This is a genomic window from uncultured Porphyromonas sp. (assembly GCF_905372525.1).
Lineage (GTDB): Bacteria > Bacteroidota > Bacteroidia > Bacteroidales > Porphyromonadaceae > Porphyromonas.
Window position 1 is genome coordinate 1 of sequence record NZ_CAJPPN010000049.1, and the last position, 17043, is coordinate 17043.

Here is a 17043-nt window from a genome sequence, read left to right on the forward strand (position 1 = left end):
CCCATACTAGCGGGGTTATTAGACTTATTAGACCTATTGGACTTATCAGACCTACCACCTAGTACCCCAGCCCTACTACCCGCCCTACTAGCCTCTGCCCTAAAAGGCCCAAGGGCCGTATCCCCGATCGGGGATACGGCCCTTGGGCCTTTTAGGAGAGGGGGTTACAGCTTGAAGGTGACCCCGAGGTTCCAGTAGGGGAGGGAGTACCCGAGCTCCGTGAATATCCCCACATGGTCGGTGAAGAAGTAGCGAGCACCGAGGAGCACCCCTAGGTCAATGCCACTACCCGATATCCCCGGATAGCCATTGATATTGCTAGAATAAGAGGCGATGTGGTAGCCCAGCATCAAACCTGCATAGGTGTCGAGCTTGGGCGCGAACTGGTAGTGGAACATACCACGTACCCCGAGTACCGTATGCGAAGCCGAGCCTGCTGCGAAGCCATCGTAGCGGTAGCTCGCGGAGGTATAGGCTCCGTAGGCTCCGAGGGTGATCGCCCCATTGTTGCCGTTGATGAGGTTGCTCACTAGCGAGTAGTCGTAGGCTACGGAGAGGGGGGGGATAGAGACCCCATAGCCTCCGTAGCTGTGCCCGATACCGATACCGATGTTGAGGGCGCTCTCGCCCTTAGAGAACAGGTCCTGAGCCTGTGCAGCCCCTACGCTCGCCACGAAGGCGACGGCTGCGAGAAGGAATTTCTTCATTGTTCGTTTTCTTCTTTCTGTTGCTTAGTTATAGCTATTGGTCCCTACCCCGTGTGGCTGGGATAGCCCCAGAGTAGAGGCCGTAAAGATAGGCATAAATACCGAGGTACCGCACTCCTGGGGTGTGTCCTACCGTCTGTCCCCGTCCTCCTCGGGACGCAGGGAGCGCAGTAGGAGGTAGCCGACGAGCCCCGAGAGGATCGTGCCGACGAAGATCCCCAGCTTGGCCTCGTTCAGCAGGCCGACGAGCTCGGGTGTATCGTAGGAGAGGTTGGCGATGAAGAGCGAGACGGTGAAGCCGATCCCCCCGAGCACCGAGAGCGAGACGAGGCGGGGGACGGTCATCCCCTCGGGGGCTACGCAGAGGCGCAGGCGCACGGCGACCCAGGTGAAGAGGGAGATGCCTACCGCCTTGCCGGGGAAGAGGCCGAGGAAGACCGCTAGTGGGACACCTAGGAGACTCCCGAGGGAGATACCGTCGAAGGTGATCCCAGCATTGACGAAGGCGAAGAGCGGGAGGATCAGGTAGTTCACCAGCGGGGCGATGGCATGCTCTAGGAGCTGTACGGGGCTGATCGCCTTGGTGGCGGTGTCCTTGATCTCGCCGATGATCTCTAGCTGTTCGTGCGAGAGGACGATAGCCCCGTTGGCCTCACGAGCCTCGCCACGTAGGCGGCTAGTCAGGTTGTGTAGCGAGGTGGAGAGCTTGCCGATATGCACCTGCGTGCCTGCGGGCAGTAGTAGGGCCAGTAGTACCCCCGCTATCGTGGGGTGGATGCCCGACTGTAGGAAGAGCGCCCAGATCGCTATCCCGAGGATGATGTAGGGCTCTAGGATATGGATCCTGAGGCGTCCGAGTAGGTAGACCAGCCCGAGCAGGGCGAAGCCGATCCCCAGCGGGAGCCAAGCGATATACGAGCTGTAGAAGAGGGCGATGACGATGATCCCCCCGATGTCGTCCACGACGGCTAGCGTGGTCAGGAAGATACGCATCCCCCGAGGCACCCTAGGACCTAGGGCGGTGACCACCGCTAGCGCAAAGGCGATGTCGGTAGCCATCGGGATCGCTGCGCCGATGGACTGCGGCTGCTCATGCACCACAGCGAGGAAGAAGAGGACGGGGACAATCATCCCCCCTAGGGCGGCGATCACGGGCAGTAGAGCCTTCCTCGGCGAGGAGAGCTCGCCGACGAGGAGCTCCTGCTTGATCTCCAGCCCCACGAGGAAGAAGAAGATCGCCATCAGAGCATCATTGACCACCTGGCTCACCGTCATCGTATGCCCGGCATGCCTAAAGAGCTCTACCCCCCCGATGACGATCTGCACGGGGAAGTTGAGGAAGGCCGTGTAGGCATGGCTCCAGGGAGAGTTAGCGATCACCACCGCGGCTATCGTGGCGATGAAGAGCAGGACGGACGGGTTGGGGCGATAGGCTCTGAGACGACAGAGGAACGATCGGGGGACGTCTGGGGTGGATGTAGTCATTATCTTAGAGTGGATACTTGGGCTGTTTTATCAGTGAATGAAACCATTAGGTGATATAGCTCACTAGAACAAAATTAGTGAATATATGTGGACTATCCGAGAGGGTGCAGGCCGGGAGGGCGGGGCTCCCGCCCCATCTCCCCCGAGTGCGCCCCACGCTTGAGCTCGGTGGGGGAGGGTGTCTCCAGCCCAGAGGGGGGCTGGGCAGTGTCTCGGGTGCCGAGGCTTTAGCCCCCCGGGGAAGGCCTCCGAAGGAGCCCCCCGGGGATGATACCGAGAGCGTAGTTGTGTACACGTGGGTATACAATAGTGTACACATGGGTACACAAGTGTGTACACGCGTGTACACTCTATGCCCTAGTGGGAGGAGGGGGTAGGACTAGTAAGACTAATAGGACCAATAAGACTAATAGGACCAATAGGTCAAATAGGAGGTCAGGGGCTTTTTGTATACATTTGCCTCAAAAAAAGGATATGTCACAAAATGAACGCACACTCTGGAGTGCACTGAAGGGATACTTCAATGCCCTCCCCGACCGAGAGGATGAGGCTGAGACGATCAGCCAGATCAGCAGTGGAGTACGCTTCCACGGTGCCAACCTTTGGGTCCTCATCTTTGCCATCTTCATCGCCTCGCTGGGGCTGAACCTCAATTCTACTGCCGTCATCATCGGTGCGATGCTCATCTCCCCTCTCATGGGGCCTATCATCGGGATGGGGCTAGCGATTGGGATCGATGACTTCGACCTGCTGAAACGCTCGATCAAGAACTACCTCGTAGCGACTGCGATCAGCGTCCTCACGGCGACCATCTACTTCGTCATCTCCCCGCTCAGCGAAGCGCAGTCCGAGCTCCTCGCACGCACCTCGCCGACGCTGTATGATGTCCTAGTGGCGATCTTCGGCGGTGCAGCAGGTATCCTCGCCCTTGCCACCAAGGGTAAGGGCAATGTGCTCCCCGGTGTCGCTATCGCCACCGCTCTGATGCCGCCTCTCTGTACAGCTGGCTATGGGATCGCCGTTGGGGAGGTGACCTACTTCCTCGGAGCCTTCTACCTCTTCTTCATCAACACGGTCTTCATCGCCCTCTCCACCGTCGTCGGGGTGAGGATGCTACGCTTCAAGCGCAAGGTCTTCGTCGACCCCAAGCGCTTGCAGAAGGTCAAGGGCTACATCATCGCCGTGACGATCATCACCATGCTCCCTGCGACCTACATGACCGTGGAGATCATCGGCAGAAGCGTACGAGACAGCAACACACAGCGATTCATCCGCAACGAGTTCTCCTTCAGAGGCACACAGGTCATCTCCCACAGCCGCAATGATGAGAACAAGACCCTACATGTCGTCTCCGTGGGGAAGACCATAAGTGACGAGGATATCCGCCGTGTCAGCCTTCGGCTAGAGGACTACCACCTCTCCGACTATAGCCTGAACGTCATCCAGGGCTATTCCTCAGATAGCCTCCTGCAACTCGGCCAGCAGACACGAGTACACACCAATGAGGCTACTCAGATGCAGCTGATGGAGCAGACCAACGAGATCAATGCCCTACGTAGGCAGCTACAGTACTACACCACCTACGAAGACCTCGGCAAGGAGATCGCCCTGGAGGTCAAGGCCATTAACCCCAAGGTCGGCCGCATTAGCCTCTCCCGGGTGACGGAGTCTCGCACCGATACCCTCGCTTCTCTGAGCTACACACTAGCCCTGGTAGACTGTAGTCACAGCCTCTCCCCTCAGGAGCGCACCCAGCTCCAGCAGTGGCTCAAGGCTCGCTCACACACCGACAGCCTACGTCTCGTCCTCACTCCCTAGCCAAGCCCTAGGAAGACAGAGAGGTACACACCTCACCTACTCCATATATTATATAGCCTCTGCTCCGAGACATGCACCCCTCGGAGCAGGGGCTATGTCTTGTGATGGGTAGACAGCCTTGTGGTAGGGGCATTCCCGAGGTTTAGAGCAAGGAAGTAGCTAGAGGGAAGGAGGGATGATGTATTTCTTTTTGTTACCTTTGCGCCCCGAAATAAGCATATCATTAACATCCTCACCGCATTCGAATTGGGCTGGAGGTCGTTTATTTCCTCATATTTACAGACTTTGTTGTAAGGTCTGCTTTGCCTTTGGGCTCTATCCCCCCTTCCTAATTAGTAAGCAGAGGTAGGGTGGTAGGGCTCATTGAGAAGGATGTGTGATGTGCATCGTATTATCTATTAAAAGTAACTGAACGAATGAGAAAACTAGTCATTCTAGTAGCTGCTGTGGGTCTACTCGCCTCGTGCTCGAAGGAGACCCCCGTCGCGCCAGCTACCCCAAAGGTGCAAGAGCAACAAGAAGCACCTGTCACCCTAACCGGTGAAGAGGCCGGTGAAGGTCAGATCCGTCTGAGCCTAACGATGGAGCTCGATGACTTCGAGTCTGTCGCTGGAGGCTTCGATGACTCCCAAGAGCCTAGAGCCGTAAAGCCTACGATCAATACGGGTGCAGCTGGCAACAAGCTGGTCAACCTCCGTGCCTATGCCGATCCTGGATCGGATCGCATCAATGGTATGCTCTACGTCTATCATACTATAACGGGGAAGGTCGTTGCCTTTAACGCTCCCTTCCGCATCTATAATGACGGGAAGAGCATTGGCTATGATGGTCTAGTCTCTGGCTTCACACCCGGATCGACCTACGAGAAGAACTTCAAGGAGATGGCTGCCAAGAAGATGAGCAACTGCTACGTCACGGCGATCATTGGGAACAACCCCGGATCTCTGAACTTCTCCAACAAGGGTCCTCACATCATCAACAACTGGGATGACAATGTAACGCTCCCAGACAACTTCGTCATGCTCAAGAGTGAGTCCAACCCCATCGGATGGCGTAACGACAAGGGCGGTAAGGTTCATGAGATCACCGTAAAGAACAATGGTCGTATGAAGCTCCGTATGATGGGTTACCTGATGATGCTCCGTATCCACAATGGGTTCCCCCAGTACGTCACCCGGATGAACCCAACAACAGCAGGGAAAAACATCCCCATCTATGTCGATGGTGCTGGGAAGCGTTACCGCATGCAGCGTCCTCCTCTGGTGGTGAACCTCGACCTAAACCCCACCCTCTCTGCTGCACAGGATCAGCAGCTGACCTTCGTCATTGAGGCGGGGGAAGGTAGGATGATCATGAAGCCAGGAGCTATAAATGAAACCTACTTCACTGGGAAGTTCCGCGATGGTAGCACCTACCGCTTCATGCAGACCAAGCAGTCAATACAGCTACCCGTCGGACGTCCTGCTCCAGGGGCTGTTCCCGCGAAGGGAGATGTCGTAGTAGCTATGTACTTCCCCCAGGCTGATGACTTTGGAGCAATCGGCTACAGCTATTATCCTAACTTCTATGATGGATCTGCCTTTACTCTGAATGACCCCCAGGGGCTATACTACACGATCAAGGCTAATAATAAGCTGGAGAAGTCCAGACCCTCACGGTTTGGGTCTAGTACTGTGTACAGCAAGAGCCTCGAGAACAAGGTCTACTACCCGGTGATCATGGTAGAGCCCAAGCCGCTCAATATCCCTACCAGTGTCTCTAACAACTACTTTAACTGGTACAAGGCCTTTACGAATGGAGCTGCTTGGGAGGCAATTCCTTAATCCGTCCTAACGAAGAAAAGAAACTAAGATGAAGAAATCATATAAGGAAGCCTATCAGGCACCCGAGGCTAAGCCCTTCGAACTCCCACAGTCTCTCCACCTGCTCGTAGGGTTCTCCTTCGATGGAGACCTCGAGGATCCAGAATACGACGACGGCTGGGGTGAGCACAAGACCCGTACGCACTCCAATTACCTCTAGTCTCTGACTCCCTGAGTCAGCCACTCTCCCCAGATGGGGATACCACTAGCGCCCTACGCTCCGCCCAAGTCCTCGACTTGGCAGAGCGTGGGGCGCTCTCTTTCTCCACACGTCGCCTTAGGTCATCCCCCGCTGTACTCAGAGCCGAGAATGTAGGCCAGAATGTCTAGTGGGGTGTGCATATAGGGTCGTATGGGGAAAATGTGTATATTTGGGGTCGATGTGATCACAGCAGTACGAGGGTATCCTATGCCCCCTGAGTGACCCATGCTCGGACGAAGTCGGGGGGAGAAGCGGTACCCAAGATGCTACCCCTACCCAACCTCATACTCTAAGAGTGATGATGATAACGAACCACAGCTCCTCCTGGAGGAAGCTCTTATTAGCTGGAACGCTCGGTGCGCTGGGCTACCTCACCGTCCCCCTCGGGGCACAGGTGTCCACCCTACGCACCGGTAAGCTCCCCAACGGACTAACCTACTACATCAGCCGTGACGCTGGTGCCTCGGTCGGCACAGCGAACTTCTACCTCCTACAGAACGTAGGAGCCCTGCTGGAGAACGACCAGCAGAACGGGCTAGCCCACTACCTCGAGCACATGGCCTTCAACGCCACTCGACACTTCCCCACAGGCGTCATGACCTACCTCCGACAGCGTGGCCTCTACGGCTTCGACGCCCGCACGGGACAGGACGAGACCCGCTACAGCGTCTTGGATGTACCCACTGACGCCCCTCAGCTCACCGACTCGGTACTGCTCATCCTGCACGACTGGTGTGGTGGGGTAAGCATTACCCAGCGGGATACGGACAAGGAGCGGGGCATCATCATCGAGGAGTGGCGTAGCCGCAATAGCCTACAGAAGCGCCTCAGCGATGCGATCGCCCCAGCGGTGTACAATGACTCGCAGTACGCTCGGCGCAACGTCATCGGCTCGCTCGACGTCCTACGCACCTTCACCTACCGGGACATCCAGGCCTTCTACAAGACGTGGTATCGCCCCGACCTGCAGTGTGTGATCATCGTCGGGGACATCGACCCCGTGGCCTACGAGGCCAAGGTCAAGAAGCTCTTCGGCACACTGCCTGCGAGCAAGAAGGCGCCGGCACGTCCTACCTTCACGATCGAGGACAATGCCACCCCCCGCTACTACAAGTTCGTCGATAAGGAGAACCAATACCCCTCCTTCGGTCTCTACCAGCGGGTGGCGACGCCCACGGATCGGAGTGCCGAGGAGCGCCGTCGGGACTACCTGCTCGGTCAGCTCTTCAATCGCCTCTCCCCGATGCTCTATGCCCGCCTACGCAATCGGGGCGTGGAGGGCTTCATCGCCGCCTCGGTGAGCTACAGTCCGCTGGTGCGTGGCTACGGCCAGTTCGCCTGGGATGTCGTGCCCTACCCCGGTCACGAGGAGCAGGCGCTCAAGCAGGTGATCTACAGCCGTGCGCAGGAGGCCATCTTGGGCTTCGACAAGGTGGACTTCGACACCGAGAAGCAGAAGCTCTACGACGAGATGAAGGAGGTGCTCTCGGACAAGCAGACCCTAGGGACACCGGACAACTTCATGGACATCTACCGCAACAACTACCTCTACGGCACCCCGATGAAGGACTTCAGGGAGCAGATCGAGGAGCAGCTGGAGACACTCGTCGAGCTGGAGAGTGAGGACCTCAGGCAGTGGGTGAAGGCCGCCTATTCGGGCAATAAGAACCTCGCCTTCATTACCTACCAAGCCTCGGAGAGCGAGCCCACGATCAGCCCTCAGACCTTCGAGTCCATCCTAGAGAAGTACAGCGATATAGATGCCACCCGCCCGCAGGTGACTGAGGAGGCACCGATCACGAAGCTCATCGACTTCACCCTACCCACGGGCAAGATCGTCTCCGAGAAGAAGATCCCCGGCCTCGGGGCTACGGAGTGGCGCCTCTCCAATGGGATGCGTGTCCTCTACAAGCACCTACCCGAGGAGCTCCGGGGTGAGGTCTTCTTCCTCGCTTCTGCACCCGGTGGGCAGTCCCTCGTAGCGCCCAAGGATCTAGCGAGCTTCAGCGCCATGCAGAGCATGATCATGCAGTCTGGGCTCTATAAGTACAACCGCAATCAGCTCGCCACCTGGCTCCGTGGCCGTCCCCTCGACGTGAGCCTCACGATCAACCAGTATATGGACGGGATGCAGGCACGCAACAAGGTGGACGGAGCCGATGACCTCTTCAGCTACCTCTACCTCGTGCTACAGAAGCAGCGCTTCGACGAGCCCATCTTCGCCAAGTGGCTCCAGCGCAAGCGGTACATCTACGCCTCCACCCCACGGGTTGGTCAGGCGGCTATCGACCAGCAGGTACGTGAGCTCCTGAACCCCATCACGGAGTCCAATCCCCGTGAGGATGATGCCTTCTACAGCCAGATGCGCTATACCGACCTAGAGCGTCTCTATAGGGAGCACTTCGGCGACGCCTCGCAGTTCACCGCCTGTCTCCTAGGGGATCTCTCCGAGGCCGAGGCTCGACGTCTGGTCACAACCTACCTAGCGGCTCTGCCGGGCGACCCCAAGGCTCCCCGCCACACCTACCGAGTCGTCGATCACAGCTCCCCCGAGCGGGTCATCGAGCGCACCTTCGAGGCCGACCTCTCGGGTGATGTGGGTGAGGTCGAGCTCTCCTTCCTAGGCGGTGAGAAGCTCTCCGACCGGGAGAGCCTAGCCCTATCCCTGCTGGAGGTCGTGCTACAGAACCGCCTCTTCGACGAGCTCCGTGAGCGTGATCAGGCTACCTATAGTGTCGCAGTGAATACGAGCTATACGGCAGAGCCTATCGCCACGACCAGCCTCTCCATCCACTTCAGCACCGCCCGAGACAAGGCCGACCAGCTCAAGGCTCGTACCTACGAGATCCTTCGCTCCATGGCCGCAGGGGGGATTACACAGGATGAGTTCAAGAAGGTACACGTCCCGCTCACTCTCGACGAGGCCGAGCGGGAGAAGCAGGCAGGGGACAAGATCGACCTCGGGGTCTGGATCGCCCTCCTGAATAGCTATGCCGAGACGGGCAAAGTACCCGACCTAGGGGTCGGGAAGCGCAAGGACGAGGTGAGCATCGCCGACATCACCGTCAGCGACCTCTCCGCCCTCCTCAGGAAGCTCCTCGAGCAGGGTAAGCGTCGTGACATCGTCGTCAAGAGCCTTGCCCCAGAGGATAGGAAGTGGGAGCACTAACGAGCTCCCCCCTCCCCCTCCATTATATATAGAGAGAGGGCGGGCGACAGCCCCGCCGTGGGCTCCCCCCGCCCTCTCCCTACCAAGAGCAGACATAGGAACAACGTCACATCTACAACTACCACATATGAGACCACGCAAGGGTACACATGCTCTGCTGGCGAGCCTCGCTCTGGGTGCACTCACCCTAGGGATCGCTCTGCCCGAGAGCGCACAAGCACAGGGACCTACACAGACGATCACCGTGTCGTTCAAGGACAAGGAGATCGCCTCCATCCTCGACTTCATCGCCACACGCACCGGCTACAAGATCACCTACGAGCCCGAGGTGCGCACCGGGGGCTACAAGGCCACCGTCTCCTTCGACGAAGTGAGCCCCGAGAAGGCTGTCGAAGGGATCCTCCGGGGTACGCCCTTCCTCTATAGTGTCGAGGGGCGCACGATCCGCATCTTCCGCCCCCAGCAGCAGACGGCCACCAAGGCGCAGGTGACTGGGGTCGTCCGAGATCAGGACGGCCAGCCCGTCTCGGGCGCCAACGTCCGTATCCAGGGCACGCAGCTCGGGGCACAGACGAGCGTCCAGGGTCAGTTCGTCATCCATACCGACAAGGCTAGTGGCCAGCTCCACGTCACCTGCGTCGGCTACACCGCGGCGACCCTCCCCTTCACTCAGGGCACCCCCGTGACGATCACGATCCGCGAGGACGTCAAGAGCCTCGGCTCGGTGACCGTCATCGCCTACGGTAAGCGCAATACCCGTGAGCTGACGGGTGCGATATCCTCCATCAAGGCTGACCAGCTCAAGGATGCCCCCGCCCCCTCCATCGAGGGGCTCCTACAGGGACAGCTCTCGGGGCTACAGGTCACCTCGCAGTCAGGTGCCCCAGGCGGTGGAGGTAATGCCATCTCCATCCGAGGGATCAGTTCGCTCAATACTCAGGGAGTCAACGACGGGAGCCCTCTCTTCGTCATCGACGGTGTCCCCCTCTCCAAGGCACCCGTAGCGGGCGGGATCAATGCCCTAGCTGGGCTTGACCCCTCGACCATCGAGTCCGTGGAGGTGCTCAAGGATGCCGCCTCGGCCTCGCTCTACGGCTCTCGTTCGGGGAATGGGGTCATCCTCATCACGACGAAGAAGGGGAAGAGTGGCAAGGCTGAGTTCGGGATCAACTTCTCCCAGTCCATCTCCTACCTCCCCGCTACCCCGCTCCAGATGCGTGGGCATGGGGAGCGTCTGGCACACCTGATGCTGGCTCGGTCTCAGCGGGTCGGGCACTACGACTGGCGTACCGACCGGGCGACTGTCCCCAATAGCTATGCCGGTACCTACGGCTGGGGCCCCTCCAACGACGGTGCCTACGACTACTTCTGGGCTAACGGGAATGTCCTGCCCCGCGAGCAACTCCCTCCTGCCTCCATCCAGGACTCGCTGAATACCTTCTATAATAATAGTACGAACTGGTGGAAGTACATCTTCCAGGTCGGGCATGTCACCAATGGCGACCTCTACGCCTCGGGCGGGAACGAGAATGTCCGCTACCTAGTCAGTGGGGGCATCTACGACGAGCGTGGGATACAGATCAACTCAGGCTTCCGCCGTGCGACCTTCCTCTCGAACCTCGACCTGCGCCTGACTCCGAAGCTCAATGCCTTCACCCGTCTGAACCTCGCCTACAACAATCAGAGTGCGGCCGACGGAGCCCACGCCCAAGGTCTAGGTGTAGACCCCAAGGAGGCTCCGACCGTCTTCCCAGGCCGAGGCTCCGAAGCCGAGCGTGCTGCCCTACAACGTATTCGTGACATCAAGGCGCGTAATACAATGTTCAATGCTCGTCTCTCCATAGGAGCAGACTACGAGTTCATCCGTGGACTGAAGTTTAATACCTCTGTCTCTGCAGATGCTTACTTCGGGCAGAACCACATCTTCAAGCCCTCTTACCTCAACTACAATAGCCTCTCCTCTGTCGAGGCCTCTCGCTCTATGATGGCGATGATCCAGTGGGAGAACCTCCTCTCCTACCGCTTCAGCCTACAGCAGCACAACTTCGACCTGCTGGCCGGGACGACCTACACCTATGACCTCATCGAGAAGATCGCTGGGCAGGCTCAGGGTGGCCCCACGAACCTCATCCACGAGATCGGCGAGGGCTGGCCTAAGACCCGCACGGTGGAGGGCCGAGTAGAGTCGCTGCAGAACGTGACCACCGACCGTCAGGACCAGGCTATGCTGAGCTATCTAGGACGTGTGGCCTACAACTACAAGCGTCGCTACATGCTCGATGCCTCCATCCGCTTCGACGGCTCCTCGGTCTTCGGCCGGGATGTCCGCTGGGCTGCCTTCCCCTCCCTCGGGCTGGCGTGGTCGTTCAGCGAAGAGCCCTTCATGAAGGATCTCTGGTGGCTGAGCTTCGGGAAGCTCCGTGCCTCCTGGGGTAAGTCGGGACAGAAGTTCCAGGAGGCCTACCTCGCCCACGGGCTCATGGAGGAGAGCAATACCCACCTAGGAGAGCCTGGGCTCATCCCCAGCTCCATGGCCAATAGCCACCTGACCTGGGAGAAGAGCGACCAGTATGACCTAGGGCTGGATGTGGATCTCTTCAATAGCCGCTTCAAGGTCAAGCTCGACTACTACTACAAGTACTCCTACGACCTGCTCGTGCAGGTACCCACCCCAGGGAACTTCTTCCTCTCCAAGAAGACCTGGGTGAACTCCTCCTCCATCTCCAACGAAGGGCTCGAGCTCGACCTCTCGGCGGATCTGATGAAGCGCAAGGACTTCTCCTGGAGCCTACGCTACAATATCGCCCGCAACTGGAACCTCTTCCGCTCCTCCTACGACGGTACCGACCTCGACGACAAGGTCATCGGTCGTCCGACCTACGGGATCTATACCTACAAGGATGAGGGCATCGTACAGCGTGAGGAGGACATCCCCCACTACTACAACCAGCTCGGAGCACGCACCCCACTCTTCTTCCAGAATGAGAACTATCCCCTGCGCGTCGGCGGACGCAAGATCAAGGATCAGAATGGTGACGGACGTATCGACGCCAAGGATACCTACTATGCTGGGAGTGCACTGCCCCTAGCCTATGGGGGGATCACGAACCAGCTCACCTACAAGGGGGTCACGCTGAGCGTCCTATTCACCTACACCCTCGGGCGCAAGATGATGAATATGGTGGCCAATAGCGCCTTTAGCTTCAACCAGAAGTTCGGCCCCATCATGAACGACTTCAACAAGGCCTCCATCTGGCAGAAGCCCGGAGACCGGACGAAGTACCCCGCTATCACCTTCGCCGATGCAGGCTATATCGGTCAGTACGATGGCGACATCGATAGCAATATCGAGACGGTGAGCTACCTGCGTCTCAAGCAGCTCTCCCTCTCCTACAGCCTGCCCCAGTCGTGGTACAAGCGGCTACACCTCAAGGACGTGCGCCTCTACCTCTCCGGTGAGAACCTCCTACTGCTGACGAACTACTCTGGCCTCGACCCCGAGATCGTCAATCCCTACACGGGCAAGGATACCGGAGAGATGTATCCCCTGAGCCGTAAGTTTACCCTCGGCCTCAACCTCAAGTTTTAGTCACAGCGATGAGATACTTCATATCCTGCCTGGCTCTATCGCTCCTAGCGACAGCCTGCAACCTCGACTATACCCCTACGAACTCGATCACCTACAGCAATGCCTTCAGTAGGGAGAGCGAGCTCAATGCCACCACGGTGTCCATACACTTCTACCTGAACAACTGTCTGGAGTCCTCCAGCATCCTCACTCAGGTGGGACTAATCGCCGACGAGACGGCCTCCTCGGACGAGCTACGAGAGTGGAACCCACGTACGGTCATCGGGGGCAACTACGACTGGAAGCCTCTGTATAACCTGATCTTCGAGGCTAACCTCCTGCTGGAGAATATCGGCCGTACTCAGGGACTGACCGATGAGCGCCGAGCCTACCATGTCGGGCAGGCTCAGTTCGCCCTAGGCTTTGCCTACTTCACGCTCTCCCGAGCCTTCGGTCTGGCCGTTATCCCCGAGAGCACCTCGGCGATCCGTCAGTATCCCCTCTCCTCGATGCTCCAGGTCATCGACAAGGCGATCTACCACGCTGAGCAGGCCTACAGCATCCTGCCGACCTACGACAAGCTCCGCAACCTCAGCGGGGCAGCCGTCTCCAGCAAGCAGTTTGCCTCCAAGGGCAACTCCGCAGCTCTGCTGGCGCACCTCTATGCCTGGAAGGGGAGCATGATCGAGCTCTACGGACTCTCTGGTGCGAGTGCACAGGAGGCCTACCGCAAGAGCGTCGACTACGCCTCTGTCCTCATCAATGGTCAGGCGGGTAGCTACTCGCTCCTCTCCAGCCCCGAGGAGCTATGCAAGCGCCTCTCCGATCCTGCGGCGGACAACCCCGAGGAGATCTTCAGCCTCGTCTACGACAAGACCCGTAGCAACAACTCCGTCTCGCACAATGAGGTCGCAGCCCTCTACTGCACCTGGCCTGTCGATAAGACCCTATCGCAAGGGGATATCACCAATGCCCCCTTCCGTCTGCTCGCCTCTACCGTACGCAGCCTCTACCCAGATGCAGGCGACGCGCGACGCACGGCCTTCTTCTACGAGGCCGACCAGACGCACGAGGTGGCGGGCAAGGACTATGCGATCCCCTACAAGTTCCGCAACGCCATCTTCGTCAACGACGCCAGCAGCTCCTCGGGGCTGAGCTTCGTCAGCATAGATGCGAACTACGTCTACTGGCGTCTAGCGGACATCTACCTCCTGCGTGCCGAGTGCTATGCTAAGCTCGGTGAGACCGGGAGTGCTACCTCAGACCTCAATAGGATCCGCCAGCGTGCAGGTGCTACCGACTACCCTGCTCCAGGCGAGAGCGACCTCAAGGAGGCTATCTTCCACGAGCGTGAGCGTGAGTTCCTCCTGGAGAACGATAGCCGCTACTACGATATCCTGCGCAACGGCTATCAGGCGACGAAGCTACAGGGCAAGTTCCAGCAGCTTACCGCCACGGATATTGCCCGAGGAGCACTCAACCTACCTATCCCGCAGGCAGCCTTCCAGGACAAGACGGGCAAGATCATCAATGGCTCCATCCTCCAGCGTAAGTACTGGGTCTCTTACTTCTAGGTCTCACCTCTTAGCTACGTATACGTATGACTATTCACCTCAGACGCCTCAGCGCCCTACTCCTCGTGGGGACTATGCTCCTGCTGAGTGCGTGCACCAAATATAACTTTGTCGAGACGGGTCTAGCCCAGCGGGAGTACCCGGGGAGTATGTGGGCCTACTTCGAGTCCCACCCCTATGACTGGAGCATGCTGGTACGCATCTCCAAGCGACTCGGTCTGCAGTCCACCTTCGAGGGCTCGGGCACCTATGGGTCGCAGATCACCTGCTTCGGGATCACGAACCACAGCTGGCGTCGTTACCTGCTCAAGCAGTACGCCGATGAGGTCACCAACAATGGGGGGGACGGAGAGGCCGAGGCTCAGCGCCTCACCGACGATCAGATCCTCGGCCTACTGGATCAGCTGGATGCGACCAAGGCCAAGGAGTTTATCCTCAATGGGATCATCCCCAGCGAAGCGATCCCCCTGGAGAGCTTCATCCCGGGGCGTGCCTCCACGAACAGCAGTAACCCGATCGGCACGGGGGGCAAGACCTACACGATGGCCTCGGGCAAGCAGCTATGGATCTACTCCTTCCGCACGGCCTTCAATAGCGTCCCCGGTACGGGCCCTGAGCAGCTCTTCCTCGTCTCAGCCTCTACGCAGGTCACGAGCTTCGTCGCCTCGCACAACATCCGTACCCAGACGGGTATCGTCCACTCCCTGCAGTACAACTTCCGTCCTACAGACTTCTAAATCTCCCTTAGATACCTATGCAAGCCATCCTCACCAGGAGCCTCCTGCTCCTCGTCCTCGTCCTATCCCTCGGCACGGCCTGCCGCAAGATCCCCGTGGGATACCTAGACACCACCTACGCCTCCTTCCCCCAGAGGGAGGTGCAGGTCTACCGCACGGTAGCCGACGACAACCCCCACAGCAAGACCAAGCCGTACCCAGCCCCCTGGACGAGCCAACGTATCCAAGGGGTCTCGGGGACAAACCCCGTGAACTTCGAGTACCTAGGGGTCACGGTCTCGGATGGTGGTGATGCCGCCACCTTCAGCTCCTGCGTCACCTCGGGCGAGATCACCGTGGCGGGCGGGACGATCAACGTCTTCCCCTCCGCCGTGGACAAGCTCCCCAATGGTCGCTACAGCGTGAACCTCCGGGTCTACAACGAAGGCTACTCCCGCGAGCTCATCGGGCTCTGCACCTTCATCATCCAGGACAAGGAGAACTAGCCCCGTCCCACCATACACTTCAGACAACCAATGAATAAGCTCAAGCATATCCTCCTCAGCCTACTGCTGCTCCTGATGGTGCAGCCCGTATCGGCACAGCAGGAGCAAGGTATCCGCTTCTTCAAGGGTACCTTCGAGGCTGCCCTTCAGGAAGCTCAGCGCCAGGGCAAGCCCCTCTTCGTAGACTTCTACGCTACGTGGTGCGTCCCCTGCAAGAAGATGGAGAAGACCGTCTTCACCCAGCCCGAGGTAGGCGCCTACTTCAACGAACGCTTCGTCTGCCTACAGCTCGACGCCGAGAAGCCCGAGAACGTCGAGACGGCCAAGAAATACAAGGTAGAGGCTTTCCCCACCCTCGGGATCATCGCCTCCGATGGCAAGGCCATCTCGATCAACGCCGGCTTCGTGCAGGCCGCCGAGCTCATCGAGTTCGCCAAGACGGCTCTCGGCGAGATGAAGGGCTTCGAGCAGTACTGGGAGGATCACCGCAAGTCCCCCCAGGATCTCAGCATCCAGCAGGAGCTCCTCATCCAAGCCCCCCGCTTCCTGACTACCCAGGATGGGATGGACGCAGAGAAGTGGGTCGTACGTGTACGCAAGCTCTACAAGAGCTACCTAGAGCGCAAGATGGCCGATGGCTCCATCATCAACAAGAAGGACTACATGATCATCAGCTCCCTCGGCGGGAACGATGAGTCCGAGACCCAGCAGATGGTAGAGTACATCAACGCGAACCTCGACAAGTGGATCAGCGCCGTCGGCGAGTCCGCCGCCTACTACATCATCGAGAAGAATGATGAGCGCATGCTCAACCTCGTCAAGGACGGCAACATCAAGTACAAGGAGTATCTGGAGAAGATCCGTACCGACTACAAGAAGGCCTACGACGTCATCAAGCTCAAGCACACCACTCCCTACCAGAAGTCCCTCGACTACTACGATGCCCTCTATGCGATCTACAAGGACAAGAATGTCCCCACCTACATAGAGCGCATGAAGCACTACCTCGATACTCTCGGTGAGGATGCCAACGGCTCTGACTATGCCTCCGCAGCTCAGTCTCTCTACTACGCTGCAGCCTCTAAGCTCCGTCCCGAGGATCACCGTCAGGCCATCGCTTGGCTCGAGAAGGCGATCCCCACCGAGACCGTCATCATGAGCAAGGTAAACTACCTCGTCATGGCGGGCGACTCCTACAAGGAACTCAAGGACTACGCAGCGGCTCGTAAGTACTACAATCAAGCCTATGCCGAGAGCCTGCAGCTAGCCTCCATGGAGCAAGCCCAGCAGATGGTACAGGGGGCGATCACCTACAAGCTCGCCACCCTCGACCTACTCGAGAAGTAGCTCCCTCGCCTGCTCCATCTGGGGCAGTCTTTCCCCGCCCTCCTCGATCATTCGATGCCCCCAGTGCCCCTGGCTCTGGGGGCATTTCC

Annotated in this window: 11 protein-coding genes; 9 read left to right on the forward strand and 2 right to left on the reverse strand. The window is 58.6% G+C overall.

The window, feature by feature from the left end; translation table 11 throughout:
* Window positions 1–164: 164 nt before the first annotated feature.
* Together QZ170_RS08080 and nhaA are read right to left on the reverse strand one after the other, a co-directional pair.
* Window positions 165–707, reverse strand: a complete 543-nt coding sequence (locus QZ170_RS08080; RefSeq protein ID WP_297179680.1) for a hypothetical protein — start codon at window positions 705–707, stop codon at window positions 165–167.
* 129 nt (window positions 708–836) lie between these two features.
* Entirely contained in the window at window positions 837–2192 is a 1356-nt protein-coding gene (nhaA, locus tag QZ170_RS08085) for a Na+/H+ antiporter NhaA (RefSeq protein WP_297179682.1), read from the reverse strand.
* A gap of 474 nt (window positions 2193–2666) precedes the next feature.
* Between nhaA and QZ170_RS08090 the strand changes: the two genes are divergently transcribed.
* From QZ170_RS08090 to QZ170_RS08130, 9 genes are all read left to right on the forward strand, one after another.
* Complete coding sequence (locus tag QZ170_RS08090; RefSeq protein WP_297179685.1) at window positions 2667–4010, forward strand: TIGR00341 family protein; 1344 nt, start codon at window positions 2667–2669, stop codon at window positions 4008–4010.
* Window positions 4011–4426: 416 nt separating this feature from the next.
* Entirely contained in the window at window positions 4427–5833 is a 1407-nt protein-coding gene (locus tag QZ170_RS08095; protein ID WP_297179688.1) for a hypothetical protein, read from the forward strand.
* Window positions 5834–5861: 28 nt separating this feature from the next.
* Window positions 5862–6032, forward strand: a complete 171-nt coding sequence (locus tag QZ170_RS08100; RefSeq protein ID WP_297179691.1) for a hypothetical protein — start codon at window positions 5862–5864, stop codon at window positions 6030–6032.
* A 340-nt stretch (window positions 6033–6372) separates the two neighbouring features.
* On the forward strand, window positions 6373–9243 hold the full coding sequence (locus QZ170_RS08105; protein WP_297179694.1) for an insulinase family protein: 2871 nt from the start codon (window positions 6373–6375) through the stop codon (window positions 9241–9243).
* A 127-nt stretch (window positions 9244–9370) separates the two neighbouring features.
* A complete protein-coding gene (locus QZ170_RS08110) occupies window positions 9371–12832 on the forward strand; it encodes a SusC/RagA family TonB-linked outer membrane protein (protein WP_297179696.1) in 3462 nt (1153 codons plus the stop codon).
* A gap of 8 nt (window positions 12833–12840) precedes the next feature.
* Entirely contained in the window at window positions 12841–14385 is a 1545-nt protein-coding gene (locus tag QZ170_RS08115) for a RagB/SusD family nutrient uptake outer membrane protein (RefSeq protein WP_297179701.1), read from the forward strand.
* 26 nt (window positions 14386–14411) lie between these two features.
* Complete coding sequence (locus tag QZ170_RS08120) at window positions 14412–15122, forward strand: fasciclin (RefSeq protein ID WP_297179705.1); 711 nt, start codon at window positions 14412–14414, stop codon at window positions 15120–15122.
* Window positions 15123–15139: 17 nt separating this feature from the next.
* Complete coding sequence (locus tag QZ170_RS08125; protein ID WP_297179708.1) at window positions 15140–15607, forward strand: hypothetical protein; 468 nt, start codon at window positions 15140–15142, stop codon at window positions 15605–15607.
* Between the two features lie 30 nt (window positions 15608–15637).
* A complete protein-coding gene (locus tag QZ170_RS08130) occupies window positions 15638–16954 on the forward strand; it encodes a thioredoxin family protein (RefSeq protein WP_297179711.1) in 1317 nt (438 codons plus the stop codon).
* Window positions 16955–17043 lie beyond the last annotated feature (89 nt).